The 25,786-nt window shown below is 57.2% G+C and carries 26 protein-coding genes and 1 other annotated feature; of the genes, 3 read left to right on the top strand and 23 right to left on the bottom strand.

Features of this window, described 5'->3' with window-relative positions:
• Positions 1-9: 9 nt before the first annotated feature.
• From der to ACP26L_RS14600, 17 genes are all read right to left on the bottom strand, one after another.
• The gene (gene der, locus ACP26L_RS14680) at positions 10-1,332 is read right to left on the bottom strand and encodes a ribosome biogenesis GTPase Der (RefSeq protein ID WP_426454950.1); all 1,323 of its coding nucleotides are present in this window, start codon (positions 1,330-1,332) and stop codon (positions 10-12) included.
• 330 nt (positions 1,333-1,662) lie between these two features.
• Positions 1,663-1,842, bottom strand: coding sequence for a capping complex subunit for YIEGIA (locus ACP26L_RS14675; RefSeq protein WP_426453547.1), 180 nt, complete (start codon positions 1,840-1,842; stop codon positions 1,663-1,665).
• Position 1,843: 1 nt separating this feature from the next.
• The gene (locus ACP26L_RS14670; RefSeq protein WP_426453545.1) at positions 1,844-2,758 is read right to left on the bottom strand and encodes a YIEGIA family protein; all 915 of its coding nucleotides are present in this window, start codon (positions 2,756-2,758) and stop codon (positions 1,844-1,846) included.
• Positions 2,759-2,793: 35 nt separating this feature from the next.
• Complete coding sequence (locus ACP26L_RS14665; protein ID WP_426453544.1) at positions 2,794-3,324, bottom strand: YphA family membrane protein; 531 nt, start codon at positions 3,322-3,324, stop codon at positions 2,794-2,796.
• 197 nt (positions 3,325-3,521) lie between these two features.
• Complete coding sequence (fni, locus tag ACP26L_RS14660; RefSeq protein ID WP_426453542.1) at positions 3,522-4,580, bottom strand: type 2 isopentenyl-diphosphate Delta-isomerase; 1,059 nt, start codon at positions 4,578-4,580, stop codon at positions 3,522-3,524.
• A gap of 75 nt (positions 4,581-4,655) precedes the next feature.
• Positions 4,656-5,900 (bottom strand): 30S ribosomal protein S1, encoded by a 1,245-nt coding sequence (gene rpsA / locus ACP26L_RS14655; RefSeq protein WP_426453540.1) that lies wholly within the window; start codon positions 5,898-5,900, stop codon positions 4,656-4,658.
• An 82-nt stretch (positions 5,901-5,982) separates the two neighbouring features.
• Positions 5,983-6,567: a lysophospholipid acyltransferase family protein gene (locus ACP26L_RS14650; RefSeq protein WP_426453538.1), complete on the bottom strand. Its 585-nt coding sequence runs from the start codon at positions 6,565-6,567 to the stop codon at positions 5,983-5,985.
• A gap of 3 nt (positions 6,568-6,570) precedes the next feature.
• Positions 6,571-7,251: a (d)CMP kinase gene (gene cmk / locus ACP26L_RS14645; RefSeq protein WP_426453536.1), complete on the bottom strand. Its 681-nt coding sequence runs from the start codon at positions 7,249-7,251 to the stop codon at positions 6,571-6,573.
• A 216-nt stretch (positions 7,252-7,467) separates the two neighbouring features.
• Positions 7,468-7,713: a hypothetical protein gene (locus tag ACP26L_RS14640; RefSeq protein ID WP_426453535.1), complete on the bottom strand. Its 246-nt coding sequence runs from the start codon at positions 7,711-7,713 to the stop codon at positions 7,468-7,470.
• A 64-nt stretch (positions 7,714-7,777) separates the two neighbouring features.
• The gene (locus ACP26L_RS14635) at positions 7,778-8,437 is read right to left on the bottom strand and encodes a flagellar brake protein (protein WP_426453534.1); all 660 of its coding nucleotides are present in this window, start codon (positions 8,435-8,437) and stop codon (positions 7,778-7,780) included.
• A gap of 173 nt (positions 8,438-8,610) precedes the next feature.
• Complete coding sequence (gene ypeB / locus ACP26L_RS14630) at positions 8,611-9,966, bottom strand: germination protein YpeB (RefSeq protein ID WP_426453532.1); 1,356 nt, start codon at positions 9,964-9,966, stop codon at positions 8,611-8,613.
• A 147-nt stretch (positions 9,967-10,113) separates the two neighbouring features.
• Positions 10,114-10,278, bottom strand: coding sequence for a hypothetical protein (locus ACP26L_RS14625; RefSeq protein ID WP_426453531.1), 165 nt, complete (start codon positions 10,276-10,278; stop codon positions 10,114-10,116).
• Between the two features lie 51 nt (positions 10,279-10,329).
• On the bottom strand, positions 10,330-11,028 hold the full coding sequence (gene prsW / locus ACP26L_RS14620; RefSeq protein WP_426453529.1) for a glutamic-type intramembrane protease PrsW: 699 nt from the start codon (positions 11,026-11,028) through the stop codon (positions 10,330-10,332).
• Between the two features lie 318 nt (positions 11,029-11,346).
• Entirely contained in the window at positions 11,347-12,594 is a 1,248-nt protein-coding gene (locus tag ACP26L_RS14615) for a Glu/Leu/Phe/Val family dehydrogenase (protein WP_426453527.1), read from the bottom strand.
• 112 nt (positions 12,595-12,706) lie between these two features.
• Positions 12,707-14,230, bottom strand: coding sequence for a DnaB-like helicase C-terminal domain-containing protein (locus tag ACP26L_RS14610; RefSeq protein ID WP_426453525.1), 1,524 nt, complete (start codon positions 14,228-14,230; stop codon positions 12,707-12,709).
• A gap of 147 nt (positions 14,231-14,377) precedes the next feature.
• The gene (locus ACP26L_RS14605) at positions 14,378-14,980 is read right to left on the bottom strand and encodes a genetic competence negative regulator (RefSeq protein WP_013916472.1); all 603 of its coding nucleotides are present in this window, start codon (positions 14,978-14,980) and stop codon (positions 14,378-14,380) included.
• 230 nt (positions 14,981-15,210) lie between these two features.
• A complete protein-coding gene (locus ACP26L_RS14600) occupies positions 15,211-15,552 on the bottom strand; it encodes a hypothetical protein (RefSeq protein ID WP_426453523.1) in 342 nt (113 codons plus the stop codon).
• Positions 15,553-15,702: 150 nt separating this feature from the next.
• Between ACP26L_RS14600 and ACP26L_RS14595 the strand changes: the two genes are divergently transcribed.
• Positions 15,703-16,611, top strand: coding sequence for a polysaccharide deacetylase family protein (locus ACP26L_RS14595; RefSeq protein ID WP_426453522.1), 909 nt, complete (start codon positions 15,703-15,705; stop codon positions 16,609-16,611).
• A gap of 40 nt (positions 16,612-16,651) precedes the next feature.
• On the opposite strand, the gene ACP26L_RS14590 is transcribed toward ACP26L_RS14595, so the two are convergent.
• A complete protein-coding gene (locus tag ACP26L_RS14590) occupies positions 16,652-16,873 on the bottom strand; it encodes a hypothetical protein (RefSeq protein WP_426453520.1) in 222 nt (73 codons plus the stop codon).
• The gene (locus ACP26L_RS14585; protein ID WP_426453518.1) at positions 16,874-17,473 is read right to left on the bottom strand and encodes a CPBP family glutamic-type intramembrane protease; all 600 of its coding nucleotides are present in this window, start codon (positions 17,471-17,473) and stop codon (positions 16,874-16,876) included. It lies immediately after the preceding gene.
• An 80-nt stretch (positions 17,474-17,553) separates the two neighbouring features.
• Here ACP26L_RS14585 and ACP26L_RS14580 point away from each other — a divergent pair, with 80 nt between their 5' ends.
• Positions 17,554-18,462: a hypothetical protein gene (locus tag ACP26L_RS14580; protein ID WP_426453517.1), complete on the top strand. Its 909-nt coding sequence runs from the start codon at positions 17,554-17,556 to the stop codon at positions 18,460-18,462.
• 82 nt (positions 18,463-18,544) lie between these two features.
• On the opposite strand, the gene ACP26L_RS14575 is transcribed toward ACP26L_RS14580, so the two are convergent.
• Positions 18,545-18,871 carry a rhodanese-like domain-containing protein gene (locus ACP26L_RS14575; protein ID WP_426453515.1) on the bottom strand — a complete coding sequence of 109 codons (327 nt, stop codon included), beginning with the start codon at positions 18,869-18,871 and terminating at the stop codon, positions 18,545-18,547.
• Between the two features lie 332 nt (positions 18,872-19,203).
• Positions 19,204-19,450, top strand: a binding site (T-box leader).
• 188 nt (positions 19,451-19,638) lie between these two features.
• Between ACP26L_RS14575 and serA the strand changes: the two genes are divergently transcribed.
• Positions 19,639-21,222 (top strand): phosphoglycerate dehydrogenase, encoded by a 1,584-nt coding sequence (gene serA, locus ACP26L_RS14570; protein WP_426453514.1) that lies wholly within the window; start codon positions 19,639-19,641, stop codon positions 21,220-21,222.
• Positions 21,223-21,351: 129 nt separating this feature from the next.
• On the opposite strand, the gene ltrA is transcribed toward serA, so the two are convergent.
• The 3 genes from ltrA to ACP26L_RS14555 form a co-directional block, all read right to left on the bottom strand.
• Complete coding sequence (gene ltrA / locus ACP26L_RS14565; protein ID WP_426445489.1) at positions 21,352-22,743, bottom strand: group II intron reverse transcriptase/maturase; 1,392 nt, start codon at positions 22,741-22,743, stop codon at positions 21,352-21,354.
• Between the two features lie 453 nt (positions 22,744-23,196).
• Complete coding sequence (locus tag ACP26L_RS14560; RefSeq protein ID WP_426453512.1) at positions 23,197-25,053, bottom strand: ATP-binding protein; 1,857 nt, start codon at positions 25,051-25,053, stop codon at positions 23,197-23,199.
• Between the two features lies 1 nt (position 25,054).
• A complete protein-coding gene (locus ACP26L_RS14555) occupies positions 25,055-25,771 on the bottom strand; it encodes a response regulator transcription factor (protein WP_426453510.1) in 717 nt (238 codons plus the stop codon).
• Positions 25,772-25,786 lie beyond the last annotated feature (15 nt).

The raw sequence follows: 25,786 nt of genomic DNA, 5'->3' as shown, positions 1-25,786 counted from the left end.
CCTTCGCCCCTATTCCTCTTCCGATTTGCGCCGCGTAAACAGACGGAGCGGCGTCCCCTCGAACCCGAAGGCCGCCCGGATCTTATTATCCAGGTAGCGTTGGTAGGAGAAGTGCATGAGCTCCGGATCGTTGACGAAGAAAATGATCGTAGGCGGCTTCACCGCTACCTGTGTGGCGTAGTTGATCCGCATCCGGCGGCCCTTGTCTGTCGGCGGCGGGTTGATCGCTACCGCATCCGACACGACATCGTTAAGCACGTGCGTCGGAATCCGCATCGCGTGTGCCTCCGAGACCGTGTTGACGACCGGCAGCAGCTTGTGCAGACGCTGCTTCGTCTTCGCCGAGAGGAACACGACCGGCGCATACGTCATGAAGAGGAAATGGTCACGGATCTTCTGTTCGAACTGGTGCATCGTCTTCTCGTCCTTCTCGACGGCATCCCATTTGTTCACGACGAAGACCGCCGCCTTGCCCGCTTCGTGTGCATAGCCCGCCACGTGCTTATCCTGCTCGATGATGCCGACCTCGCCGTCGATGACCACGAGAACGACGTCCGCGCGTTCGATCGCCTTCATGGCACGCATCACGCTGTACTTCTCGGTGTTCTCGTACACCTTGCCGCGCTTGCGCATCCCCGCCGTGTCGATGATGACGTACTTCTGCCCGTCCTTCTCGAACGGCGTATCGATGGCGTCCCGCGTCGTGCCGGCCATGTCGCTGACAATGACGCGCTCTTCGCCGAGAATGGCGTTTACGAGCGACGATTTGCCCACGTTCGGACGCCCGATCAGCGCCACGCGGATAACATCCTCACCGTATTCCTCATCTACAGTATCAGGGAAGTGCTTCACGACCTCCTCTAGCAGATCGCCGATCCCGGTTCCATGCGCACCTGAGATGCCCACGATCTCACCGAAGCCCATGGAGTAGAATTCATAGATATCGTCCGCCCGCTGCAGATTATCCACTTTGTTGACGGCCACGACAACGGGCTTCTGCGAACGGAATAGAATTTGGGCGACTTCACTGTCGGCCGGGGTTACGCCGGCTTTGGCATCCACCATGAAGATGATGACGTCCGCTTCTTCGATGGCAAGCTCCGCCTGCACGCGCACCGAGCGGAGAATATGGTCTTCTCCTTCAATCTCGATCCCGCCCGTATCAATAATGCTGAACTCCTGGTCGAGCCATTCGCCCCTTCCGTACAACCGGTCCCGGGTTACTCCGGGTTTATCTTCTACAATCGCCAGCTTATCCCCGATAATCCGGTTGAATATCGTGGATTTGCCCACATTCGGGCGGCCGACAATCGCAATGACAGGCCTTGCCATGCGCTTCATTCCTTTCTCTCTCTGTCCTTACGACCCCCAAGACGGGACCCAAGTCTTCCATGCAAAAAATAAAGTACCTGCCGCATCCGCGGACGAGCTCGTGAGGAGCAAAACGGACGGAACCAGGTACTCGGGTGATCTGCGGCACCACTTCTTAGGGGTAACGCTCTGCACTGCAGTTCCGGCGGTCTTGGCGGTTCCACAATTCGCCAGGCCCGCTCAGGCTACGCCATTATACCAAAATTTATGGAGCAAGTAAACGAGGAGGCGCTTCTTCTCCTGCCCCCGCAGCCCCGTAAAGCCCGGCAGCCGCCCTGTACGGGAAGACAATTACCCGTGCTTTACGATAATGAGCGTCCCGTTCTGCAGATCATGAGCGGAAGCGTCCATGATTTTCTCCAGCTTGAAGGCCACCTGCTGCTGTTCTTCCGGACTGCCTGTCACGAAGATCGGCGCACCGCCGGCCACCTTGCTCTTATCCATCGTAATTACCGCCAGGATCTTCCCCATGCTACCCTCCCGCCTTTCCGCCGGCCGGCACTTCCGCTTCCGTCGGCATGCGCACCGCACTCTCGAGGATCGGCGAACGCATTGCCACCGCCCGGGCCTTCTCGGCGTTCTTCTCCTGAGGAAGAAGCAGCACCGCCAGCCGGCCGTCTTTCATGTCCAGCTTGGCCTGAGGGACGAGCGATGGTTCCCCGTCGTCCCGGAAGACTCCCATGATCGTCGATACATCATGCAGCAGCGCCTGCCGCTGGCCGAGGTTCGAGAGCGTGATCCGTCCATTCGGATTCCTCGGTGTCAGCACAAGGCCGATCGCCCGCTCCCGGATCACCCGTTGCGTATCGCTGAGGCCGACGTTCATGATATAGATATCATCCACGAAGAGATTCGGTCCGTCCAACCGCACCGTGCCGACCTGAATGTCCGCAATATGGGAGACACTCTTGCCGGACTTGAAGTAGAACGTGATGAGCATAGCGATCAATCCTGCTGCAATCCCCCAGTACCAGGCGAACAGAATCCCGAAGAAGGCGGTGACGAAGGAGGTGAAGATCACGAGGTAATTGCGGCCTTCGAATACCATCGCTATGCCTTCGATATAGGTGGCTCCCCGGGGCACCAGCTCCAGCGAATCAATCTTGCTGAGTGTCTGACGCTCCATATTGCGGACATCGCGGAACTGCTGGGCTGCCATCGCGAGGAACGTCATCGCCGTATAGTTTTTGTCCAGCAGGGCGGGGACGGCTACCGAACCGAGACCCGCTGCGATGACTCCCAGGGACAGGTGGATAATCTTGCCGTGGGGGTACGTCGGGTACTGCCGGTAATCGGTTCGCAGCATGGTAATTCGTGCGGTAACTCCGAACAGGACCCCGAGGACGATACCAACGTTATATTTCTGCTCTACGATCCACACCCACATGTCAAGCCTCCTCTTTACTTGCTGTCCTGCAGCCCTTAGTCCTTGTCCCCCTTAAGGGTGTACCAGATATACCGGACAGCCGAACGTACCGTGCGGTGAAGGGCTACGACAACGATAGAGCAGCCTCGTACCGCGTAGACGCAAAGCCACCAGCCGTCCTGGAAAGAAGGCCCGTCAATCACTCCCGTCCACGCCTCCCGGTGGGCATAGTAGGCCATCGCTTCCCCGATCAACAGCCCGAGGGTCACCGCACCGATCTGCCCGGCGGGCGACCGAAGGAGCACGGCGCCCAAAAGCCCGACCAGCAGAGCCATCGTGCACTCGGGGGTGAAGATCACAAGCATCGGAGCCAGAGGCAGCGTCTCGCGGAGAAAAAAATGAACGGACGCCAGCAGCATCCCCACGGATAGCAGGTGCATCTTCAACAGCACCCCCGGGGATCGCAGCAGAACCGCTCCGGCCAGTACGGTCAGGATAAGCACTATGCCGTTCACCGTCTGCCCCCCCACCGGGAAGGACCAGGCGGTTCCGATCAGCCAGCCCATAAAAAAAAGAAGTAGACTCATACGAGTAATACCTCTTATTAGAACATCCTTCCAGCCACTGGCGATCAGAATCAGCGATACGACGATCAGCAATAAGGACAAATACCCTGGATTCATTCGCTCTCACCCGCAGAAACAAGCTTTGACTCCCCATCCCAATACCGGATAGGCAGCCTTTATCTCACTTCCGTAGTATGGCTTTCCATATTTAGTTTTAGTCACCTGGCAGCAAAACCGCTGCGGCCCGCAAACCTGCGGATATCGATGCTGCGTGCGTCACACCACTGCGCCGTATCTCCGGTAATGACGGCCGGCATATCGTGCAAAGCATCGATGGTCGGTGCACCGAGTGCCGTCATGACCAGACGCAGCTCCTCATGCAGCGATTCGATGAAGCCGATCAGTGCCTCCGTACCTTCTTCGCGCTGCACCCTCAGCATTGCACCGGCCATACCGACAGCCGAGGCTCCAAGCACTAGCGCCTTGGCCGCATCCAGCGCTCCGGTTATGCCTCCCGTGGCAATGATAGGCACGCTCCGCCCCACTTCGCCCATCCGTGCTTCCAATACTTCAAGCAGCGCGACGGCGGTAGGACAGCCCCAGTCGTTCAGCCACTCCATCGGCTTCACCCTTCTTGCGTTCTCGATCGCCGCAAAGTTGGTTCCGCCTGCTCCGCCGACGTCGATCGCTGCCGCGCCGGTCGACAGCAGCTGCTCCGCGCTCTCGCGCACCATGCCGAAGCCCACTTCCTTGACGATGACAGGGACGCCGACCCCTTCCACTATCTTATGTATTCTCTCCAGCATGCCGCTGAAGTCGCGGTCTCCCTCCGGCATGATGAGCTCCTGCATCACATTGAGGTGAATCTGCAAGCCGTCCGCACGCAGCATCTCCACGGCCCGTAGCGCCTGGTCGAGCGTCGCCTCACTGCCCAGGTTGCCGAAGACAATCCCCTCCGGATTCACCTGCCGCACAATGCGGTAAGATGAAGCCACCTCGGGATTCTTCAAGGCGGACATCTGTGAACCGACCGCCATCGCGAGTCCCGTCTCACGGGCAGCTGCAGCCAGCTCCCGGTTAATCTCCTCCGTCTCACGGGCTCCTCCGGTCATCGCATTAATAAGAATCGGCGAGCTCAAAGTGAGTTCGCCGATTCCGGTACGTAACGATATGCGATCGGAGGAGATCCCGGGGAGACAGTTGGGAAGCAGCCGGATATCCCGGAAGCCCTGGGTTCCGCTGATGCCCTGCTGCAGAGCATGATGAACATGCTCCATTTTCCTTGGTATGCGCACCCTGGATTCCTCTTTTCGTTATACTAGGACGAACCGGCCTTTACGCCAGGCAGCTGCTTACTTGAACTTGCTCAGTTTGTCGCCGAAGCGCTCGCCGAGGGTCAGGTTCAGGGAAGACAGCTCTTCGTGGGAGACGGATTCTCTCTCTCTTCTTGGAGCTCTCTCACGGTCACCACGCTCGCGCTCTTGTCTTGGCTCGCGGGCCGGAGCTTCTTCCGTTTCCTTGATGGAGAGGGAGATGCGCTTCTCATCCGGGTTCATATCAAGCACTTTCACCTTAACTTCTTGGCCTTCTTCCAGCACTTCCTGCGGCGTAGCCACATGACGGTGTGCGATCTGGGAGATATGAACCAGACCTTCCACGCCAGGAGCCACTTCGATGAAGGCGCCGAACTGCACAAGACGCTTCACGGTACCGGTAACGATGTCGCCGGTGTTGATGCGGCCGGCCACCTGCTGCCAAGGGCCCGGCTGGGTAGCCTTGATGGACAGGGAGATCCGTTCGTTAGCCGGATCGACCTTCAGCACCTGCACGGATACCTTGTCGCCTTCTTTCACGACTTCGGATGGCTTCTCTACGTGGTGCCAAGCCATCTCGGAGATGTGCACAAGGCCGTCCACGCCGCCGATGTCCACGAATGCGCCGAATTGGGTCAGACGCTGAACCGTACCCTCAAGCACTTGGCCCACGGACAGGTTCGCGAGGACTTCCTTCTTCTTGCCTTCGAACTCTTCGTCAAGTACATCCTTCTGGGACAGGATGACCTTGTTCTTCTCGCGGTCCATTTCTTTCACGCGAAGACGAAGCGTGCGGCCTTTGTAATCGCTGAAATCTTCAACGAATGTACGCTCTACCATCGAAGCCGGAACGAAACCGCGCAGACCTACGTCTACGACAAGGCCGCCCTTAACGACTTCAGCCACTTTCGCTTCGAGGATCGTTTTGTTCTCCATGTCGGCAGCAAGCTTGTCCCAGGACTTCTCGCCGTCAACGGCACGCTTGGAGAGAACGAGCTTTTCTCTGTGATCGTCGATTGTGAGCACCTTGAGCTCGATCTCTTGGCCGATCTCCACGTTCTGGGAAGCATCGTCCACCTGTACGGAGGAAAGCTCCTTCACAGGAACTACGCCGTCATATTTGTAACCTACGTCAACAAACGCCTGGTCCGCATCCACTTTGATGACTTTCCCTTTGACGATGTCGCCCTTCTTGATGAAGGTTACATCCGCCATGGATTCTTCCTGGGATACCTCGGCACCCTGCACTTCTTGAACTTCCTGGTCTTTAATTTCTTCTGACATGTTCAATACCCTCCTTAGCAACCTGACGACAATGTATTTGGATAAAAGCTAGCTTTCATCTTTTTCCTAAGTATTCCACGCTTTATCTTTTCGATTCGTGCTGTTTCACCATCGCGCGGATGGTAGTCATGATCTTCTCCGTCGCTTGCTCCAGACCTTCGGAGCCGCTACCCGCGAATTCGCTGAGATCCACCGGCGGACCGTAGACCACTTTCATCGGCCGAAATACCTTGTAGCCGCCGACGATCGCTGCAGGGATCACCGTTGCTCCCGACTTCAGAGCGAGGCTCGCCGCCCCTTTCTTGCCCATACCGCCGGCATTGCTTCGGGTTCCTTCAGGAAAGATCCCGAGCACATTGCCTTCCTTGAGCAGATCCAGGGACAACCGGATCGATTCTTTGCTTACGCCGCCGCGCTTGACGGGAAAAGCTGCGATTCGGGGAAGAATGTAGCTAAGTACAGGCACTTCGAAAAGCTCTGCCTTTGCCATATAGTGCACCTTGCGTTCCATGAGACAGCCAAGCAGCGGAGGATCCCCGTTGCTCGTATGGTTCGCACATAAGATGACCGGTCCCGATCGGGGAATGTTCTCCATCCCTTCGGCGCGAAGCCGGAAGAGGATACGGAATATTACCCGGAAGAGACTCCGAAAAAACCGATACAGCATGATTTATTTCCCTCCACCGACTCTGGACTGGCAAAGCTCCAATATCCGCTCCACCACTTCGGGGATCGTCATATCGGTCGTGTCCATCAAGACGGCGTCGGCCGCCTTGACGAGCGGCGAGGCTTCCCGCTGTTCGTCCATCCGGTCCCGGCGGGCGATGTCCAGCTCCAGCTGTTCGAGCGTCATCTCCGTCTGAGTATCGCAGATTTCCTTGTACCTGCGCTCCGCGCGGATTCTTACCGAGGCGGTCAGGAAGATCTTGACCTCCGCATCCGGGAGCACATGGCTGCCGATATCCCGGCCGTCCATGACCACGCCTTTGTCTGCGGCCATCTCCTTCTGCTTCGCAGTCAGAATCGTACGGATCTCTGCGATGGATGCGATTCGTGAGACGTTCCCCGTCACTTCGGCCGAGCGAATCATGCCGGTGACGTCCAGCCCGTCCGCATAAACCGTTTGCCCGTTCTCGCCGGGCACCAGACGAATCTCCGTCCGGCTTGTCAGTGCTATCATGTCCGCCGTGGACTCCGCCGGAAGGTTCTCCTGCAGAATCTTCCAGGTGACGGCACGGTACATGGCCCCCGTATCGACATACACGAATCCGAGAGACCCTGCCACCAGTCGGGCGATGGTGCTCTTGCCCGCTCCGGCCGGACCGTCGATAGCGATGTTAAACTTTTCCAAGATGCGGCCTCCTTCTTGCCTGAAAGCGGACGAAACTTCCGAAGCTGCATTGCTCCGCTCCCGACTCTGCGGCAGCGGCATAGGGCGGCCCGGAATGATCCGGTGAAGCCAAGACCGCGGGTGCGAATCCTGCCGAATCACAAAAAAACAGGCCGAAGCCTTGAACGTAGAAAATTATACCATAGCTGTCCACCTGAATGCAAAACGACAAAAGGGTCAGTGTCCGCTTCGGACCAGAGCCCCCTGCTCCCCGTAAGGCGTCCCCTCCAGCTGCTCCACTCGCACCAGCAGATACCGGATTCGCGGATTCTGCAGAAGCAGCTGGGTGGCAACCAGCAGGGACAGCAGCACAAGCAGCACGGCTACCGCCATCTTCTCCACCCGTCCGGCTACGCCAAGAAACAGTTCTTCGTATTCGTCCGCCTCTTCTCTCTCCTGCCTTCCGCCAGCTTGTTCCTGCATGACCCGGACACCCCCATCCCTGAATTTGGAAGGTAGTGTGCCCAGCAGGCCTCCGTTCTATCCGCTATCTCTTGCGGATATCCAGCTGGCGTTCGAAACAATAGCGGATGATCTTCTGGCGATCCTTGTCCGTTATCTCCGTGAAGCGGAGCATGAGCTGCTGCTTGCCCGTCTCGTGCAATTTCACACGCACGATCTCCGCCGTGAACGGGATATGTTCGACAGCTCCGCTCTTCATGTGGATGAGCAGCCAGCATTCGAGGGACTGCCCTTCGGCTGTACGGACCGCAGGAGGGCAGAGCAGCGACAGCCCCCCTCCGCTTACATCATCCGTTAACACGACCTGGCGCTCTCCGTCCGGAAAGCGGACAGCGATCTCAAGCTCCGCCGGCACCCGCAGATAGCTGCGGCGCTGGATCTGCGTTACCGCCTCGGGCTCCGGCCTCCGGATGGCGACCAGACGGATTACCTCATCCCGGAACCCGGTCACTTCGGTATGAAAGTAATTCTTGACGCCGCCCTCCGCGATAAAATAGACGGACAGCCCGTCGCCCTTGAAGAGTTTCTTCAACCGGCCCGTAGTCTCGTTGATCGGCACTTCCATAATGATCTCCGTATCGGTCAAGTCGGCAATGCGGGACTTGTATTCCTGCCTGGCTTCCTCTTCATCTATGGATTCGATCTGGATATGCAGGATTTGATTCACTTTCGGAAGCAAGGTCATCCCCCCGGGGTTTTCTCTAGGCTGCTGCCCTGGCTCAGGCTCTTTCTTGTCGCACGCCATTCCCTATTATAGCACGCTGTCCAAATATGGGAAGAGTCTCATCCTGCCGCCTCATCCGGTCTGCTTCCGGGGCAAAAAGAAAGGGCCCGCACCGAGCCGGGCCTCCCTGCTTCCTATGACTGCACTTCCACTTCCTGCGCGCCCAGCTCATCGATCTTCTCCTCGGCTCCGCTCTCCGCGTTAATATAGACCCGGTACATCCCCCCGTTGACCCGGCCGATGAACTGGTAGCACAGCACTTCCTCCTGTATGTCGCTGCGGATGAGCGCCTGGGCACTGCTGTGCACTTCAAAATTCGGATTCAGCGTCTTACGAGCCTCCTCGGCCGTCAGCTTGGGCTGCTTAAGCTGGCGGTCCTTCTTGTCGAAGACGTAGTCGGAAGCCTCCAGGCCGGTTACCTCTCCGTTATCCAGCGCCACTTTGACCGCAACCTTCTCCAGGTAATTGATCACGTCGTTCCGGCGGGTGGCGAAGGTAATGTTCGCCAGATTGTTATACTCGTCATAAGAAACGGCCGTCATCTCCTTGTAGCCGTGCTCATCGAGAAACTGGGCCGCCGTATCCCTTGCCTGGCGCAGATCCAGCTGCTTCGACGGAATGTCTCTCGCCGCCGAGAACCAGAGCAGCTGTCCGCCTTTCTTGGAATAATCCATCTGCACGCCGTCGGTCGTGCCCGGCTTGGGCACACTGACGCTGTAGGACTGGTATTCGGTCCCGTGCCCGTTCTCGACGACCTGAAGGCCCGTCGGATCGGAGAGCCCGAGGAACTCGGCGGCCTTCCGCTTGATGTCGTCGGCCGTCTCTTCCTTGCCCCCCAGCATGGTCATATCCCGCTTCTGGTACATGCTCATTACGACCGGACTCCAGTCGATCTCCGAATACTCGCCGACCTTCTTATCCATAGTGGAGAATCCGTCGATGATGACGTTATCCTGCGGTTCCTTCTCGGTCGCCAGGGCAAGCTCGACATCCATCCAGCGCAGGTTGCTTGCGAGCACCTTCGATTGGACGCCCCGCAGGTCGCCGGCTATCTCGCTGGCGTGCTTGTACAGGGCGTTCAGCGTTTTGATCTCATTCTCATCGAGCGGCTGCTTGCTGAGGTCCCTGACTGCGGCACGGTATGCGAAATTCGAGATATTGGCCAGGAATTCCTCCGTCTTGTTGAACGGGAGCAGGGTCAGGGGCAGCTGCGAGATTTCGTTCTGCGCCTGGCTGGTGATCCGCCATACATTGATGAGGCCCTTCTTGTAAGCATCCTGCGAGGTGGAATTCACCGCCAGGGTATTGCCGAGCTCCGTATGCAGCTTGTCCACATGGAAGCTCAGATCGTGGAACGCCCGCTGGTACTGGTTCTCCGCCTTGATCAGTACGGAGTTTTTCTCCTGGTGCTCCATATATCCCCAGATCCCGGTTCCCACCAGCGCCATAAGGAGAATCGGGAACATGACCATGCTGAGCCGTTTGTACATGACTTAAGATCTCCCTTCATCAGCAAAAGTTGGGCTTAGTGTTCGCCGGAAGGGAGCGCGTTTATGCACGGGGGAAGCGATGGAGGAGGACGGTTTCGGAAAGCGGGCTTTCCGGACAGCAAAAAAACCGGCTCGCGCCGGCTTCTCTTAAAAATCCTGGGTTTCGATGTGAAAATCCGAGATGTTGTTGCAGATGCACATCTTAAAGCCGGTATCGACCCGGCCCTTTTCCTTCCGTCCCTTCAGGACGAATTTCTCGCCGCAGTGCCTGCAGCGGATCGTTACTTTCACTCGAGTGGTTACGGCCGTCATGCCCATCCTCCGGTTCTCAACTGGTTATGCTACCCAGTATGGACAGCCCCGTCAGATTTTAATCTGCTCTTCCCGGGTAACCATGCGAAGCGGCGATTTGGCATTCGCCCGGTTCACCTTCAGCAGGCTGCGCACCCACAGGAACACCATAAGCGGGGCCATGAACCAGACCCAATAAGTCTTGGTGACGGCGAGGATGTAATCGAATGTGCCGTGCCAGAAGAACGGCAGCAGCAGAGCGTACAGCAGATGCTTGCTTGATCCCGTCCCGCTGAACTTGGCCTTGCCGAAATGATAGCCCATGATGACGCCGAACATCGCATGACCCGATACCGGAAGGAACGCCCTCCACAGCAGGAAGGAGAAGTCCGTTCCGTGGAGGAACGCATAGAATACGTTCTCCAGCGTGGCGAACCCCAGCGATACCGCGACGGAGTACACTATCCCGTCATACGGCTCATCGAACGAGGTATGCTTATAGATGACGAAGTAGACCAGGAACCACTTGAAAAACTCCTCCGGCAGGGACGAGGCCAGGAAGGAGAACAGGAAGGAGCCCTCCCCGAGCCCCAGCCCAAGCACCAAAGCCCGCTGAAGGACCATGATGGGAAAGACGAGCAGCACGCCGAAGAAAAACATCCGGAGTACCAGAGACACCGGCTCGGGCTGGTATCGGTCTTTGAGATAAAAGTAGCACAGCAGAGCGGCACCAGGCGCTATAGCCGCGGTTAAGATGGGTAAGACGCTCACGGTGACCCCTCCGATCCTGGTTTTGAGCAGAGTGTAATAGTGGTGGTGTCATGCGCTTGCAGGGCGATTTGGATAAACGACTGCGGCCGCTGTTGAATCCGGGTTCCTCTGAATTGAAGCAGAGAGAGGGAGGAATCCGGATTCATAGGCGGCACGTAAACTCTCCGTCCTTTATCCAAATCTAAAACCACAGACTGCAAATCCACCAAAACAAACGGGTTCAAAACCGCCTAAATAATAATAAAAAGAAAGATGAAAATGGTTTCTTGGAAGAGAAAAAACCGCCTCGCATCGCAAGCAACCTCAACAAATGCTATATTAATTGACCCAGCCCCGGAACCGGGCGGCTTCGGCCATTTTGCGGACGCCCACCATATAAGCGGCCAGACGCATGTCGACTTTTCGTGTCATATGAACATTATAGACATTCTCGAAGCCTTTTTCCATCACTTCTTGGAGTCTGGCATGCACTTCCGCTTCCGTCCAGTAGTATCCTTGATTGTTCTGCACCCACTCGAAGTACGAGACGACCACGCCGCCGGCGCTGGCCAGCACATCCGGCACAAGCAGCACGCCCCGGTCCATGAGGATCTTCGTCGCCTCCATGGTGGTCGGTCCATTGGCCGCCTCCACTACGATCGGCGCCTTGATGCGGCCCGCGTTGTCCGCCGTAATCTGGTTCTCGATGGCCGCCGGGACGAGAATATCACAGTCGAGCTCCAGCAGCTCCTGGTTCGTCAGCGTATCCTTGAAGAGCTTCGTGACGGTGCCGAAGGAATCCCGGCGGTCCAGCAGGTATTCGATATCGAGGCCGTCGGGGTTGTACAGCCCCCCGTATACGTCGGAGATGCCGACGACGCAGGCCCCCATATCGTGCATGAACTTCGCAAGGTAGCTGCCCGCGTTGCCGAAGCCTTGGATAACCACCTTGGCGTTCTTCAGCGGAATGCCTTTCTTCTTAAGCGCCTGGTCGATCATGATGGTCACCCCTTTGGCGGTGGCCGTCTCCCTGCCGTGCGACCCGCCCAGCACAATCGGCTTGCCGGTGATAAAGCCGGGGGCATCGAACTCGCGGATGCGGCTGTATTCGTCCATCATCCACGCCATGATCTGCGAGTTCGTCATGACATCCGGTGCCGGAATATCCTTGGTCGGACCCACGATCTGAGAGACCGCGCGCACATACCCGCGGCTCAGCCGCTCCAGCTCACGGAACGACATCTTCCGCGGGTCGCAGATCACACCGCCCTTGCCGCCGCCATAAGGGAGATCCACGATCCCGCACTTCAGGCTCATCCAGATCGATAGAGCCTTTACTTCATCCTCATTCACGTCAGGGTGGAACCGAACCCCGCCCTTCGTCGGCCCCACCGCATCGTTATGCTGGGCGCGGTAGCCGGTGAATACCTTTACGGTATCGTCGTCCATCCGCACGGGAATCCGCACCGTGAGCACACGAAGCGGCTCTTTCAGCAGCTCTACCATCGATTCGGAGTACCCGAGACGGGTAAGCGCCTGCTCGATGATCACTTGCGTCGAATGCAGGACATTCAAATTTTCGGACATACGGACCACCCTTATCACATGAGAGTATGGATCACTGGATGCTTTTGCTTGGAAGCGGCCGGCACCGGATCAGATCAATCGGGCCGTTCAGGTGAAGCTTCTTTCGAACACATCAGTTCAGTTCGTCGAACCGCGCCTTCCCGTCGAGAAAACGCAAGGGGACGGTCGCCAGCGGCCCGTTGCGGTGCTTGATCAGGTGCAGTGCCGCGGGGTGACCCTCCACCTTGGCCGGAGGCTCCGCAGCGCACTGGGACTTCAGCAGCAGCATCACATCGGCCGAAGCTTCCACCCCTTCGGGCAGCCGCTCTTCGCCGATATCACTCGGAATCGCCGCGACTACCGGGCCTCCCCACTCTCTTGACCACTGCTTCAGGGCGTAGGCCAGAGAGGTTTGATATTCCGCCGGTGCCACACGGGGAGCCGGGCCTCCGAGAGCAAGCGGAATCCGGTTAAGATGGTCGATGAACACCACCGGCGTTTTGCCGGCCATGCCCGCAACCCGCTCAATGGAATTCAGTACCCGTTCCATCGTCGTATCCGGCGAGCACTCGAGCGTCCACTGCATTTTGCTGATGGGGATGTACTGCTTGTTGGCTTCATTGACCTCATCGGGAGATACCGCACCTCCGAGCACTTTCTGCGGCTCGGTGCCGATCAGCCGCGCGATGCTGCGGGCCCACAGCTCGAAGGCCGTCATGTCCCAGGATACGTACACGACGGGCGTGCCTCCAAGAGCCATATGATCGGCCATCTGCTTCATCAGCATTGTCTTGCCGGAAGATGCGCAGCCCGCCAGCAGGTATAGGCCGCTGTGCAGCCCGCCGAAGAGTACTTCATCGAGGCGCTTGAACCCCGTGGGCACGCCGGACACCTGCCCCCGGTGCCGCTTCATGTACTCCTCCGTGTACACCGTGATGTTCTTGACATCCGGTGCGATCGGCAGCAGCAGCGATTCCTCCATCGTATCATTGAGCATCTGCGTGAACGTTTCCAACGGGTTCTTGACCCGGCTGAAGAAATCATTCGCATCCCGGATCGATTCAGGCAGATTGACAATAAAGGACTGCTTTGCCGTAGATTGCAGCATGCTCTGTATTCTTACACTTTCCCGCCGCCCTAATTCATCATTGCCCAAACAAATGAAAACACGCTTGTCCTTCAGCTTCTCCGCATGGCTTTCCTTGAACATCATCCACACCGGCACGCAGACCGCCGGCAGCCTGGCCTGGGACAGGCTCAGCACATCAAATACGCCGCTGCAGAGCACGACATCATCCGCTTCGGCGAGCACCTCTTCATTGAACATGTACTCTTCTACGCCGAGCAGGCTTTTGTATTTGGGCTCGCGGTTGTCGATCGACCGGCCGATAAGGTCCACGACAGTCCCTTCCGCGTTCTCGATCGGCAGGATGATCCGGTTCTCGAAGAAGTCTCCGAGCTTGTCGGAATGAACATAGAAGCCGATGCGGCCCGGCTCGAAGCCGATCCGGTACTTCTCCACAGTCTCGGACTCGATTCCCCGGCGCTGCATATAATAAAGCGCTTCCTCGCGAAGCTGTTTATGGTAATGGTTCGTCAGCTGTTCCAGATCATAGGACGATTTGGCCGCCGTCGGTTTGTTTAAGCTCATGGACATGTCCTCTCTTCCTCCTGTGGTTACCGAATTCCGCAAAAAAAGCATCCCCCAAAAACGGCCGTTTTTGTTGAATGCTTTACCATGTCTACAGCTTGTTTCTTCCTGCGCAAATCTCTGGGAGCGCCGACGCCAGCCGGGCTGGCTTCATTATTGGAATTTGGCGCAAAGCACCTTGACCGCATCGGACTCGATCACTGTCTTGCCGTATTCTTCAAGCATCGCTTGCGTCACGGAAGTCGATTCGCCGAATTCGGACAGCACCGCAACGATCGACTGCAGGCGCTTCTCTTCCATATCCACTGCATCAAGCAGAAGGATCCACTTGTTCTTAAACGAATATAGCGTTCCCCCATCAATCAAGAGCGGGTTAATTACTTTCGCCATGCGGAGCAGATCTTCAAAATCATGGAAGGCGTACGTGATCTGGTCGGTTTCGTCCATCGTCACTTCCAGCTCGTACACTTCCTCCATCTCGTCCTCAAGCGTGTCATCTCCGTGAGTGAGATTCATCTTCCCTCTGGTAACAATCACCATCATACCTTGAGCCGGCATGGCAAGAACTTCAACGGCAAGCGGTCCTGTAGCGTCAAAGCCAAGCTCCATATAGGCTTGGTCCATCATTTCACTAAACAGCTCATGAACCTTGGGGATCTCTCTCCACATGTCATCCTTATGAATGCCCCGCTCCGTTAAGTCATCGAATGTGAGGAATATCCGTATCTTGTCCTGACTTAAACGCTCCATTTTCATACTGGATTCCTCCCTTGCCGACTGTATTAACAGCTTATGAAAATAGGTTCTCAAAGGTGAGATATGAACGCGAGTTAACAGCTTGTATTCCATGATACGACTATTATATCACAAACGCCAAAGAAAAGAACGGTTATCCCCCTAAATTTAAGCTTCATTTGCGGAAAAAGACAGGGCCGCCGCCCCGTGAAGAGCGACGGCCCTGTCTTGAAGCGCAAACCGGCGCAAATTTAGTGGGCGCGGTGCTCTTCCTTCGCATGATTGCTTGCCAGGATTTCAGCCACCGTGGCGGACAAAGCGGGGTCCTTTTTCACGATGTCCTCCACCTTGCCGAGGCCCTCTGATGCCGAGAGCGCATCCTCGATTCCGCTCTCCTTCTTGGAGCGCGGCGAAGCGGCTTTGCTCTCCGAGCGCTTCGGCTTCTCTTTCTTCTCCTGCCCGGCCGACAGCAGGCTGTTCATGGCGTCGCTGCTGCTTAGTGCGGAGAAAAGCATCGGTCCTCTGCGGTTAGACAAATAAACGGCTGCGGCGGCTCCAACCAGCCCGCCCAGCAGAAACGAACTCAGCTTCATTGGGATCCCTCCGTGTGGTTTCATAATCGTAATTTTGTATTCGAAACTTATTTTCCGTTAGGAGGGGCGCTGCCATGCATGATAAAATAAGGAAGTCTGTAACAGACCGCATTGCCATTACATGATGACTCAGAGAGGAGCCGGCACGGAATGATACCTCACCTTCGACTGATCCTCCCGCTGGGAACAGCCATACTGATAGCGTCCTGCCAGGGGAGCGGCGCCCCGGCGGCCGGGGTTCCGGCCTCCACGCAGGATACCGACGCTCCCCGGGATGCGGAGCAGCCTGCGAACGGATCCGGCGCCCGGCTGTCCGTCACCGTCCCGGCCGCACCCCCATCACCCGAGGGCAGCGAACCGGCAGCGCCCAGCGCCGGTGATTCCGCTGAACGGCCGCAAACCCGGCCGGAAGCAGCCGTCAAACGCTACCGGATCAACCCCAACAGCTATGATGTCAAACCGGTGGAAGGCTCCGGCGCGCCGGCCCAAGCCGTCCTCCTCACATTCGACGACGGTCCGAAAGACAAGGGCGTGCTGACTTCCCTCCTGGACACCCTGGACCGTCATAAGGCTAAGGCCATCTTCTTCGTTAACGGTTACCGCGTCAAGCAGAAGCCGGAGCTCCTGAAGCTTATCCACGAGAGAGGGCATGCGATCGGGAACCATTCCTGGGATCACGTCGACCTGAAAAAGGAAGACCCGGAGACCGTTAAACGGCAGCTTCTGGATGTGCAAAAGCAGGTGCAGTCCTTGACTGGCGAGGCGCCGCGGTTCTTCCGCCCCCCCTTCGGCTCCGGAAGCGACACAGTGCGTGCCGAAGCCAAGACAAACAGACTGCTCTATATGACCTGGTCCAATGGCTCGAAGGACTGGGAGATGACCACGCAAAAAAACGACCCGCAGAAGGTCGTTACGAATGTGCTGGAGCAGCTGCGTCCCGGCAGCAATATCTTGATGCACGAGCTTCCCTGGACGGCGGAAGCCCTGGATCCGCTGCTGACCCGGCTGGCCGGGCTGGGCTATCATTTCGCGGACCCTGCCGAGATCCTCTCCGAATAAACCGCCTCAAGAACCGAAGATCCATCCTACCTTCCAATCCTCAATACAGCCGCTGGTAGCCCCAGAATAAAAGTCCGATAACTAAGAGTACAAAAATCCACAGCAGCGACCGATAAAAGAAAGGAAGCCATTTTTCTTTTTCGGTCGGATGGACAGTCTTGCGCGGGGGCAGGTAGTGATCGTCATTGACGGCGGGTCCGGCTCCCGGGCCCTCCGTCTGTATTCGCTGCCCTTCCAAGTGTGAATACGGTTTGCGGTTCATTTATTCTTCTCTCCTATAGCGAAGAATACAGCCCATAACGAAGTCGATCAGAAAATGGGCGAAAATCGGTGTCCACAGCGTCCCGGTCTGGATGTAAATCCAGCCGAGGCCGTAGGAAATGCTGAATACCAGACCGGTCATCAGCCAGTGCTGAAGATAGCGGATATGGATCGCGGCGAACAGGATGCTGGTCCAATACGGGCCCCAGGCTGCCTGGATGGCCCCGCGGAACAGCACTTCTTCACAGATCGAGACGATGAGGGACAGCAGCGCGATATGCCACAGCGCGCGGTTCCCGAAGATCATCTTGTTAATCCCCCCGTCGTCGGTGACTTCGGGCGGGACCCAGCGGGAGATGAGCAGATCGGCCGCCAATACAATGAGGGCGTACAAGCCCCCCCAGATCAGGATGGTACCGGGGTTGTCGATAGAGAAGAGACTGCCGAGCGAGGGCTTCTGGAACAGCATGATGACGGCCGCAATGAAGAGCACGAGCCCCTGTGTCAAATACAGGTTGACCAGCAGCATACGGTCATCGAGTTCGTGGACGTCCACTCTGCGGAGTTTCAGATCTTTGAGCTTGAAGTTGAATTTTTTCATATGGTTTCCCTTTGTCGACAGATTCCCCTATACTTTGCAAACAACCCAAAGAAACAGATTGTCAGCAGGAGGTGCTTCTTATGCAAAAACGTCTTAGTGGTTCGGACTACCTGTATGTCGTTACGTTTATCTTCATGCTGGTCGTGGCTCTCGGCGCCTTCTTCCTCGGGCTGAAGCTTGGACAGCAAAAATCGGATGCGAAATACGAGGCGCTGATCGTCAAAAAAAATGAAGAGGAACACGGGTTTACCGCCTATCATCAGCAGTATTTGGTCTCGTTCTATCATACCATCTACCAGCCCTACAGGGAATTTCACAAGAGCTGGTTCGTGAAGACGGACGAGCTGCAGAGCGGCTCCATCGATCCGGCCGGTATGGTCAAAGAGCTGAAAAAGCTGGCGGATGAAACGTACAGCGTGCTCAGCACCAAGACGATGCCCGACTCCTCACCTATGCTCAAAGATGCGCATACGGATTATATGAGAAGCCTTAAGCTGTTCAGCGAGGGCCTCGGGGGCCTGGCCTCCAAAGCCGGCAGCCAGTCGCCGGGCGAGTTCCTGAAGAGCGCCGCCGGCGATGCCTATCTGAACGAAGCCAAGAATTACGCGCTGAAGGCCGAGAAGGAATATTACGGCTCCATCATCCTGTGGAACCAATCGGTGAATCCGCAGTTCGCCCCGCTTGATGTGAACCAGAATCTGAGCTTGGCCGACTGGTCGGCTCTGCCTCTCAATTCCAAGAATGACTACGCCGCCCAGCTCATGCTGACGGGCAAAGTGTTCCAGGCATTCACACCGCAGGATCTGACGATCCGTATCGACGAGATGGCCTCGAGCGGCCAGGCGAAGAACATGGGCATCGGTCAGGTCAAGCAGGTCATGGACATGCTGGTCGCCACGGAAGCGGTGCGGCCCGGAGACTTCCTGCGAGGCAAAGACAAGCGCTACGGCGGCGAAACCCTGCCGCAGCTGCCCTTCTTTACGAACTGATAGTCCGCAATCAAGCCGCGGTTCCCGACAGGGACCGCGGTTTTTTGTGCGGTTTCAGAACATACAGATTCTTATCGCCCGTCTAATCGTATTGGAATCCCCGGAGTGAGGCGATGGCCGCCATTCCCCCGTCGACATTTACCAAATTATCGAAGCCCTGCTGCCGCAGATACAGACAGACGTTAACACTGCGCACTCCATGGGCGCATACCACATAGATACTACGGTCCCTCGGCAGCTCGTCCAACCGGGCAGGGATGGTGTTCATCGGCATGAGCACCGCACGCTCATCATGGTAGTACTCCCATTCGTAAGGCTCCCGTACATCCAGGATCAGCTGGCCCTCCAGCTCCCCTTCCTCCAGCTTTTCCTGAAAGGACTCGGGATCGATCCTCCGAATCTCCGTCATTTGATTTTCCTCCTGTCAGGGCAAACTTTGCGCCGCTCCCTTATCATACCATGCGCACGGGCGCCCGAAAACTCGGGCGGAAGCCCGCTTCGGGACGAGTGCCTCCCTGATTTGGGCTTCCCCGCCGTTACATTTCGTCAATATCGTTAATTTTATGTTAATATCCGATTTTTTGTTGCCTTTTTCGGCTAATAGACTTACAATAATAGTACACAGCCGCTTTAATGTTCGTACATTCTCGTTTACAGTGTGCTTCCATGCCATCGGCTGACCGGTGCGAAACCTATTGACTAGGTCGCATCCGCATGATAAGCTAATGAAAATTTTAGATCTAACATGCTATGACGGAGCCAAGCATAGTCCGAAACGTTCAGAGAGCCGGTGGTTGGTGCGAACCGGGTCGTTCTCGATATGCGGAGCACTCCTGAGTTGCTGAGGCGAACCCTTCTGAGTAGTCCCAGCCGGCCGGAAGCCGTTACCCTTCCCGGTCTGTCCCACAGGCAGACCCTTGAGGCTGTTCGCGCGAGCGTTCAGCGAATTAGGGTGGTACCACGAGAACTGTAACTCCTCGTCCCTTGTATACGCTAGTCGTGTCGGGATCGGGGAGTTTTTTGCGTTGCAAAAAGCGTTGTGGATCCCCATTTTACGGCCGCATCATCCTGCCCGAGAGGCTCCACCGCGGTTTTTACAACGCAAAAGTTGTAGGTAAAAAAGGGAAGTCAGCTAGCGCATCCTACCCGGAAAGAAAAAATGGAGGTATCGTGAAAATGTTCAAAGTGTTAGTCATGGATGGAATCAGTGACATGGGGATTCAACTGCTCTACGACGCACCGGATGTGGAAGTAGAGAAAAAGAACGGCCTGTCCGAAGACGAGCTCGTGGCCATCATCACAGACTACGACGCCCTGCTCGTGCGCAGCGCGACGAAGGTTACTGACCGCGTCATGGCGGCCGGCAGCAAGCTCAAAGTCGTAGGCCGTGCCGGTGTCGGCGTCGACAACATCGACCTCGGCGCGGCAACCAACCGCGGCATCGTGGTAATCAACGCGCCGGACGGCAACACGATCGCGACCTGCGAGCTTACCTTCGCCATGATGATGTCGCTTGCGCGGACCATCCCCCAAGCCTATAAGAAAACGATCGGCGGCGAGTGGGACCGCAAGACCTTCGTCGGCGTAGAGCTCCGCAACAAAGTGCTCGGCGTTCTCGGCATGGGCCGCATCGGCAGCGAAGTCGCCCGCCGCGCGAAAGCGTTCGGCATGGAAGTCCGCGGCTACGACCCGTTCCTCACCGAAGAACGTGCCGAGAAGCTCGGCGTCAAGCTGGGTACCGTTGATGAGATCTGCCGTGTAGCCGACTTCATCACGGTGCATACCCCGCTCACGAACGAAACCCGTCACATGATCTCCGGCCCTCAGTTCGAGATCATGAAGAAGGGCGCGCGGATCATCAACTGTGCCCGCGGCGGCATCATCGACGAGATGGCTCTCGTGGAAGCGATCGAGCAGGGCATCGTGGCCGGCGCCGCATTCGACGTATTCGAGGAAGAACCGCCTCGTGCCGACCACCCGTTCCTGAACAACCCGAAGATCATCGTCACTCCGCATCTGGGCGCATCGACTGTAGAAGCGCAGGAGAACGTGGCGATCGACGTATCGGAGGAAGTGCTGCACATTCTCCGTGACGAGCCGTTCAAGAATGCCGTCAACATGCCGCAAGTGCCTGCTAACGTGCTGAACACCCTGCAGCCGTACTTCGGCCTCGGCCTCAAGCTCGGTGCCCTGCTCGGCCAGACGATCGACGGTGCCGTGAACGAGATTGTCGTTTCCTATTCCGGTGAGCTGACGGGCGTGGATACGGCTCCGCTGACGCGCCATATCGTCAAAGGCGTGCTGGAGAAGCAGCTGGAGGGAGTCAACATCGTCAATGCGATGCATCTGGCCAAAGCCCGCGACATCAACATCGTCATCCAGCAGTCCACGGCGGCTAAGACATTCACGAACCTGGTCTCCGTCACCCTGAAGACCAAGAACGAAGAGCGCCTCATGGCCGGCACCCTCCTCTCGGGCTATGGCGAGCGGATCGTGCAGATCGACCAGTATCCGGTGGATATCGCTCCCGCGGGCAACCTGCTCTTGATCTCCCACACGGACAAACCGGGGATCATCGGTAAGGTCGGTACCCTGCTCGGCACAAACGAAGTCAACATTGCCACGATGCAGGTAGGCCGGAAAGTGATCGGCGGCCAGGCGATTATGGTCCTTACGACCGACAAGCAGACACCTACGAACGTAATCGACCAGCTGGAGCAGCTGCCTGAACTGACGAAGGTTCGCGAACTGACGCTCTAATCCATCCTATTTGTTTCACGGACAACAAGAAAAAACCAAGCCATTCAACAATCGAGTAGGAGGAGGCGGCTAGCCTCCGTCCTCTCACACCACCGTACATGCGGGTCCGCATACGGCGGTTCCAAAAGGTTAACAAAGTTCCGAGTAACGAGAAAGCAAACTTTTAAGCCCTTTCGCTTCCCAGTAGGAAGTCGGGAGGGCATTGTTTGTGCTACGGGACATTTCCCACGGACCTCGACGGGAGTTTGCCAACATATAGGCAGCCCAGTTCGGAACGCCGAGCGCACGTAGTTCGCGAATGCGTGTCTTCACCCGTTTCCACTGTTTCCATAGACACATGCGGAGTCTTCTCCGAATCCACTTGTCAAAGGCTTGGCAGTGCGTCTTCGCCGAGGCTAGGCGAAAATAACCTAGCCAGCCCAGCATGTACTGGTTCAGGCGCCGGATGCGTTCCTCCATCGGTACAGGCTTGGTTCGGTTCGTCAGTTCCCGGACTTTCTCTTTGAATCGCGAAATTGTCTTAGGAGCCAGCCGAATCGTCGCCTGTTTGTTCGACAGGAAACTAAAGCCTAGGAATTTGCGGTTCCATGGCCGGTCCACTGCACTTTTATCCCGGTTCACTTTCAGTTTCAGCTTTCCTTCCACAAAGCGAATCACCGATTCCATCACGCGCTCCCCGGCTCGCTTGCTGGAGACAAAGATGTTGCAGTCGTCCGCATAGCGGACAAACCGCAGTCCCCGTCTTGTCAGTTCCTTGTCCAGATCGTCCAGCAGGATGTTCGCCAGAAGCGGACTGAGCGGACCGCCCTGCGGCGTGCCTTCCGGTGTGCGCTCCAACGCTCCATGCGACATGACTCCGGCGTTCAAATAGGAGCGGATGAGCTTCAGGACACGCTTGTCCTCCACCTTCCGTGCTACTCTAGCCATGAGCATGTCATGGTTCACCCGGTCAAAGAATTTCTCCAGATCCATATCCACGACCCATCTGAGGCCGCTTTGGATATAGCTTTGTGCCTGCTTTACGGCGTCATGCGCCCGTCTTCCCGGGCGGAAACCGTAGCTGTACCCCGAGAAATGTGCATCAAAAATCGGATTCATCACTTGCAGAAGCGCCTGCTGGAGAAAACGGTCCATTACGGTCGGGATGCCAAGCAGCCGTACACCGCCTCCGGGTTTGGGGATTTCCACCCGTTTGACTGGCGCGGGTCTGTAGCTTCCCGTCAGGAGGTTGGCTTTCACCTGTTCCCAGTGGGTTTTCAGGTAAGCTTGTAGCTCGGCTACCGTTACACCATCCACTCCGGGCGCTCCTCCGTTCTGTACCACTCGCTTGTAGGCGAGCCGAAGGTTGTGCCCTTCGAGCATCTTCTCCAGCAGCCTGCTCTGGCCTTTGCGAGAGAAAAGGTCGGCTTGTGCCGGCGAAGAACTCGGCGCTCCGGCATACCCTGGCGGCTTCACCGCTTCTCTCTGCCGCGAGCTCCCTTGCGGAATATTCTGCTGTCTCTGCTCTTCACGCGAACGCACCGGTTTCCTCTCTCCTTTCGGTTCAGCCCTTCCGCTTTCCGGCGTCCCGTACTCGCGTACTATGGCCTCTGCTGACTCCTGCGGATTCAGCGCGGCTTCTCAGCCGCGGTTACGAAGTCACTTCGCGTATCCGCAGGCCTCCCCAGATAAGAACGCCATCTGTCTGCCCGCGACCACCTAAGTTTACAGCATCAGCCCTTGGCGGCTTTGGATTTCGTCTTGTCTTGGAGACTCATCCGACTGACACTGCCTCAAATTAGGTTCGTGTACCTTGGCCCGTGCATTTGCCTCCGGCTTCCTTCAGATTCCGCCTCACGGCCGACACCCTTGCCCTTGGCTAACGGTAGGCGCTCGCCAGCCCCCGTTCGGGACTCTCACCCTAGAGATGGCGCCCATGCTGGGCGTACAAAAAAGAAAGCCTCCGATGACGAATCGGAGGCTTTCTTGTGGTTTTTAGGGCGTCTGGACCGGAAGCGTGATAGAAAATGTCGTTCCTTGGCCCTGCTGGCTCTTAGCCGTCACCGCGCCCTTATGAGCCTCTACAATGTTCTTCACAATCGAGAGGCCAAGACCCGTGCCGCCCGAGACTCCGCGGGTTCTGGCTTTATCCGCCTTGTAGAAGCGCTCGAAGATAAACGGCAGGTCTTCGGCCGGAATGCCGTAGCCCTGATCCGCCACTTCGATCAGAACGGCGGGCTCCCCCTTATGCCGGGCCGGGGCGCTGCTAAGCCGGATCTCCGCACCGGCAGGCGTGTGCCGGATCGCGTTGTCGAGCAGATTGGTCAGCACCTGCTCCAGCCGGTCCTCATCGGCTTGACGCAGGATCAGCTCCGTCTCCGGCACGATGCAGTTCAGCGCAATGTCCCGCTCTTTGGCGAGGACCATGAACTTGCGCTGGATGCGCCTCAGGAAGACCCGCACATCGAGCTCGCGGAACTGGAGCTCCATGTTGCCGGTCTCCAGCTTAGCGAGGTCAAGCAGATCCATCACCAGTCGGCCCATTCGCAGCGACTCGTCATAGATCACCTGGGCGAGCTCCTTGCGTTCTTCCGGCGTAGCCGCAATGTCATCGATCAGCGCCTCGCTGTACCCCTGCAGCATCGAAAGAGGAGTACGCAGCTCATGCGACACGTTGGCAACGAAGTCCTTGCGTACCTTGTCAAGGCGATACTCCTCCGTCACATCCCGCATGACGGCCACGACGCCGCGTACGACCTCATAGGAGTACAGCGGTGCCATGACGACGGACCACACTTCGCTCTGCACGTGAATCTTCGAGGTGATTTCCTGGGCTTCTTCGATCACCGTATCGAATAAAGGCTGAAGCGGCTCGGGAATATAGGCGACAGGCAGCGCCGACCAATCCGTCTCGGCAGGCTCCTCCGTCCCCTCTCCCTGCTCCGGCCATTCAATGCGGTTCCACTCGCGGACATTGCGCTCCCCTGGCGGATTCGTCAGAATAACCCGGCCTTCCGAGTCGAACGTAACGACCGCATCGGCCATACTCCGCAGGACGGAGGCCAGGTGCTCCTTCTCGTGGCTGAGCGCCTTGATCGTGTCGGACAGCTGCTCTCCCATATGGTTGAACGTCTTGCCGAGCTCTCCGATCTCATCCGATGATGCAATCGGCACGCGTGTGCCGTACTCTCCTTTGGAGATAAGATCCGCCGCTTTTTTGAGCTTCTGCAGCGGCCTTGTAATCTGGGTGAGCAGGAAGAAAGCGAAGAAGGTCGTCATCAGGAAGCCGCAGACGCCGACGACCACGAACAGCCGCTTGACATAGTCCTGCGTCTCTTCCGAAGACTGGGTGAGCTGATACAGGATCAGCGCGCCGCCGACCTTCGACCCGCTCGTGTCCATGAAGGGCACCGCTACCGCCGTATACTGCATCGTAAGGGGCGGCTTCGGTCCGATCCCGCTGGAGAGCTGGTTATTGATCGTCTCTCCGGCGAATACCTTCTTCAGATCCTCCTCGAGGAAGAAGTCCCGCGGCTCGTAGATCCGGTTGTCCGACTCGCCGACCGGGGCCTCCAGCCGGCTGAAGTCGGGGGCCGAGAGAACCACATTGGCCCCCTGCGCGCTCAGCAGCTCGTTGACGACCTGCAGATAGCGCCGCTCTTCCTTGTGCAGCGAAATTTCGCTGGCCACTTTCTGCGCTAGCCGGTTCAGCGTCTCCACCTGGTCCGAGGACTTTGGGAACGAAGTCTCGATATAACGGAAGAGGAATACGCTGAGCGTCAGCAGAACCACCACAACCAAACCGATAATCGTAATCCAAAGCTTCCCGACAATCGTTCTGAGGATGAACACGTTATTTCGGCACCTCGAGTTTGTACCCGACGCCCCAAACCGTCGTGATCATGGAAGCGGCATCGGGCGATACCTTGTTGAGCTTCTCTCTCAGCCGCTTGACGTGGGTATCCACCGTCCGCAGATCGCCGAAGAACTCATAGTTCCATACGTCCTTCAGCAGCTCCTCCCGGGAAAATACCTTATCCGGCGACACGGCCAGATAATGAAGCAGCTCGTATTCCTTCGGCGTCAGCGCCACTTCCTGGCCGCCGGCCGTCACCCGGTGGGCGTCATGCTCGATCACGAGATTCGGGAAGACAATGTTGTTCGAGGAATTCACTTCCTTCGACAGATACGCCGTCACCGAGGACCGGCGCAGGATCGCTTTGACCCGATAGATGACCTCACGCGGGGAGAACGGCTTCACGACGTAGTCGTCCGCGCCGGACTCGAAACCCTGCACGCGGTTCGTTTCTTCACCGCGTGCCGTCAGCATGATGACCGGGGTGGACTTCACCTGGCGGAGCCGGGCGCACACCTCGTTGCCGTCAATACCGGGCAGCATGACGTCGAGGAGAATGAGATCGTAGTCGGTCTCTAGCGCCTTCGTCAGTGCCGTCTCTCCGTCCTCCGCCTCGTCAATGCGGTAGTTCTCCTTTTCCAGATACATGCGCAGAAGCCTGCGGATCCGTTCCTCATCGTCAACGACCAGGATATTCATTTTTACTTCCGACATTGTTCAGCCTCATTT

The organism is Paenibacillus sp. S-38, from assembly GCF_049942825.1.
Taxonomy (GTDB): domain Bacteria; phylum Bacillota; class Bacilli; order Paenibacillales; family NBRC-103111; genus Paenibacillus_G.
The sequence above is the reverse complement of the archived record's forward strand: the minus strand, read 5'-3'. Positions and strand labels throughout refer to the sequence as shown.

Coding starts and splice junctions, on each gene's coding strand:
- der (WP_426454950.1), bottom strand. CDS start 1,332: ATGGCAAGGCCTGTCATTGCGATTGTCGGCCGCCCGAATGTGGGCAAA.
- ACP26L_RS14675 (WP_426453547.1), bottom strand. CDS start 1,842: ATGGGGAAGATCCTGGCGGTAATTACGATGGATAAGAGCAAGGTGGCC.
- ACP26L_RS14670 (WP_426453545.1), bottom strand. CDS start 2,758: ATGTGGGTGTGGATCGTAGAGCAGAAATATAACGTTGGTATCGTCCTC.
- ACP26L_RS14665 (WP_426453544.1), bottom strand. CDS start 3,324: ATGAGTCTACTTCTTTTTTTTATGGGCTGGCTGATCGGAACCGCCTGG.
- fni (WP_426453542.1), bottom strand. CDS start 4,580: ATGGAGCATGTTCATCATGCTCTGCAGCAGGGCATCAGCGGAACCCAG.
- rpsA (WP_426453540.1), bottom strand. CDS start 5,900: ATGTCAGAAGAAATTAAAGACCAGGAAGTTCAAGAAGTGCAGGGTGCC.
- ACP26L_RS14650 (WP_426453538.1), bottom strand. CDS start 6,567: ATGCTGTATCGGTTTTTTCGGAGTCTCTTCCGGGTAATATTCCGTATC.
- ACP26L_RS14640 (WP_426453535.1), bottom strand. CDS start 7,713: ATGCAGGAACAAGCTGGCGGAAGGCAGGAGAGAGAAGAGGCGGACGAA.
- ACP26L_RS14635 (WP_426453534.1), bottom strand. CDS start 8,437: ATGACCTTGCTTCCGAAAGTGAATCAAATCCTGCATATCCAGATCGAA.
- ypeB (WP_426453532.1), bottom strand. CDS start 9,966: ATGTACAAACGGCTCAGCATGGTCATGTTCCCGATTCTCCTTATGGCG.
- ACP26L_RS14625 (WP_426453531.1), bottom strand. CDS start 10,278: ATGACGGCCGTAACCACTCGAGTGAAAGTAACGATCCGCTGCAGGCAC.
- ACP26L_RS14615 (WP_426453527.1), bottom strand. CDS start 12,594: ATGTCCGAAAATTTGAATGTCCTGCATTCGACGCAAGTGATCATCGAG.
- ACP26L_RS14610 (WP_426453525.1), bottom strand. CDS start 14,230: ATGTCCATGAGCTTAAACAAACCGACGGCGGCCAAATCGTCCTATGAT.
- ACP26L_RS14605 (WP_013916472.1), bottom strand. CDS start 14,980: ATGAAAATGGAGCGTTTAAGTCAGGACAAGATACGGATATTCCTCACA.
- ACP26L_RS14600 (WP_426453523.1), bottom strand. CDS start 15,552: ATGAAGCTGAGTTCGTTTCTGCTGGGCGGGCTGGTTGGAGCCGCCGCA.
- ACP26L_RS14595 (WP_426453522.1), top strand. CDS start 15,703: ATGATACCTCACCTTCGACTGATCCTCCCGCTGGGAACAGCCATACTG.
- ACP26L_RS14590 (WP_426453520.1), bottom strand. CDS start 16,873: ATGAACCGCAAACCGTATTCACACTTGGAAGGGCAGCGAATACAGACG.
- ACP26L_RS14585 (WP_426453518.1), bottom strand. CDS start 17,473: ATGAAAAAATTCAACTTCAAGCTCAAAGATCTGAAACTCCGCAGAGTG.
- ACP26L_RS14580 (WP_426453517.1), top strand. CDS start 17,554: ATGCAAAAACGTCTTAGTGGTTCGGACTACCTGTATGTCGTTACGTTT.
- ACP26L_RS14575 (WP_426453515.1), bottom strand. CDS start 18,871: ATGACGGAGATTCGGAGGATCGATCCCGAGTCCTTTCAGGAAAAGCTG.
- serA (WP_426453514.1), top strand. CDS start 19,639: ATGTTCAAAGTGTTAGTCATGGATGGAATCAGTGACATGGGGATTCAA.
- ACP26L_RS14555 (WP_426453510.1), bottom strand. CDS start 25,771: ATGTCGGAAGTAAAAATGAATATCCTGGTCGTTGACGATGAGGAACGG.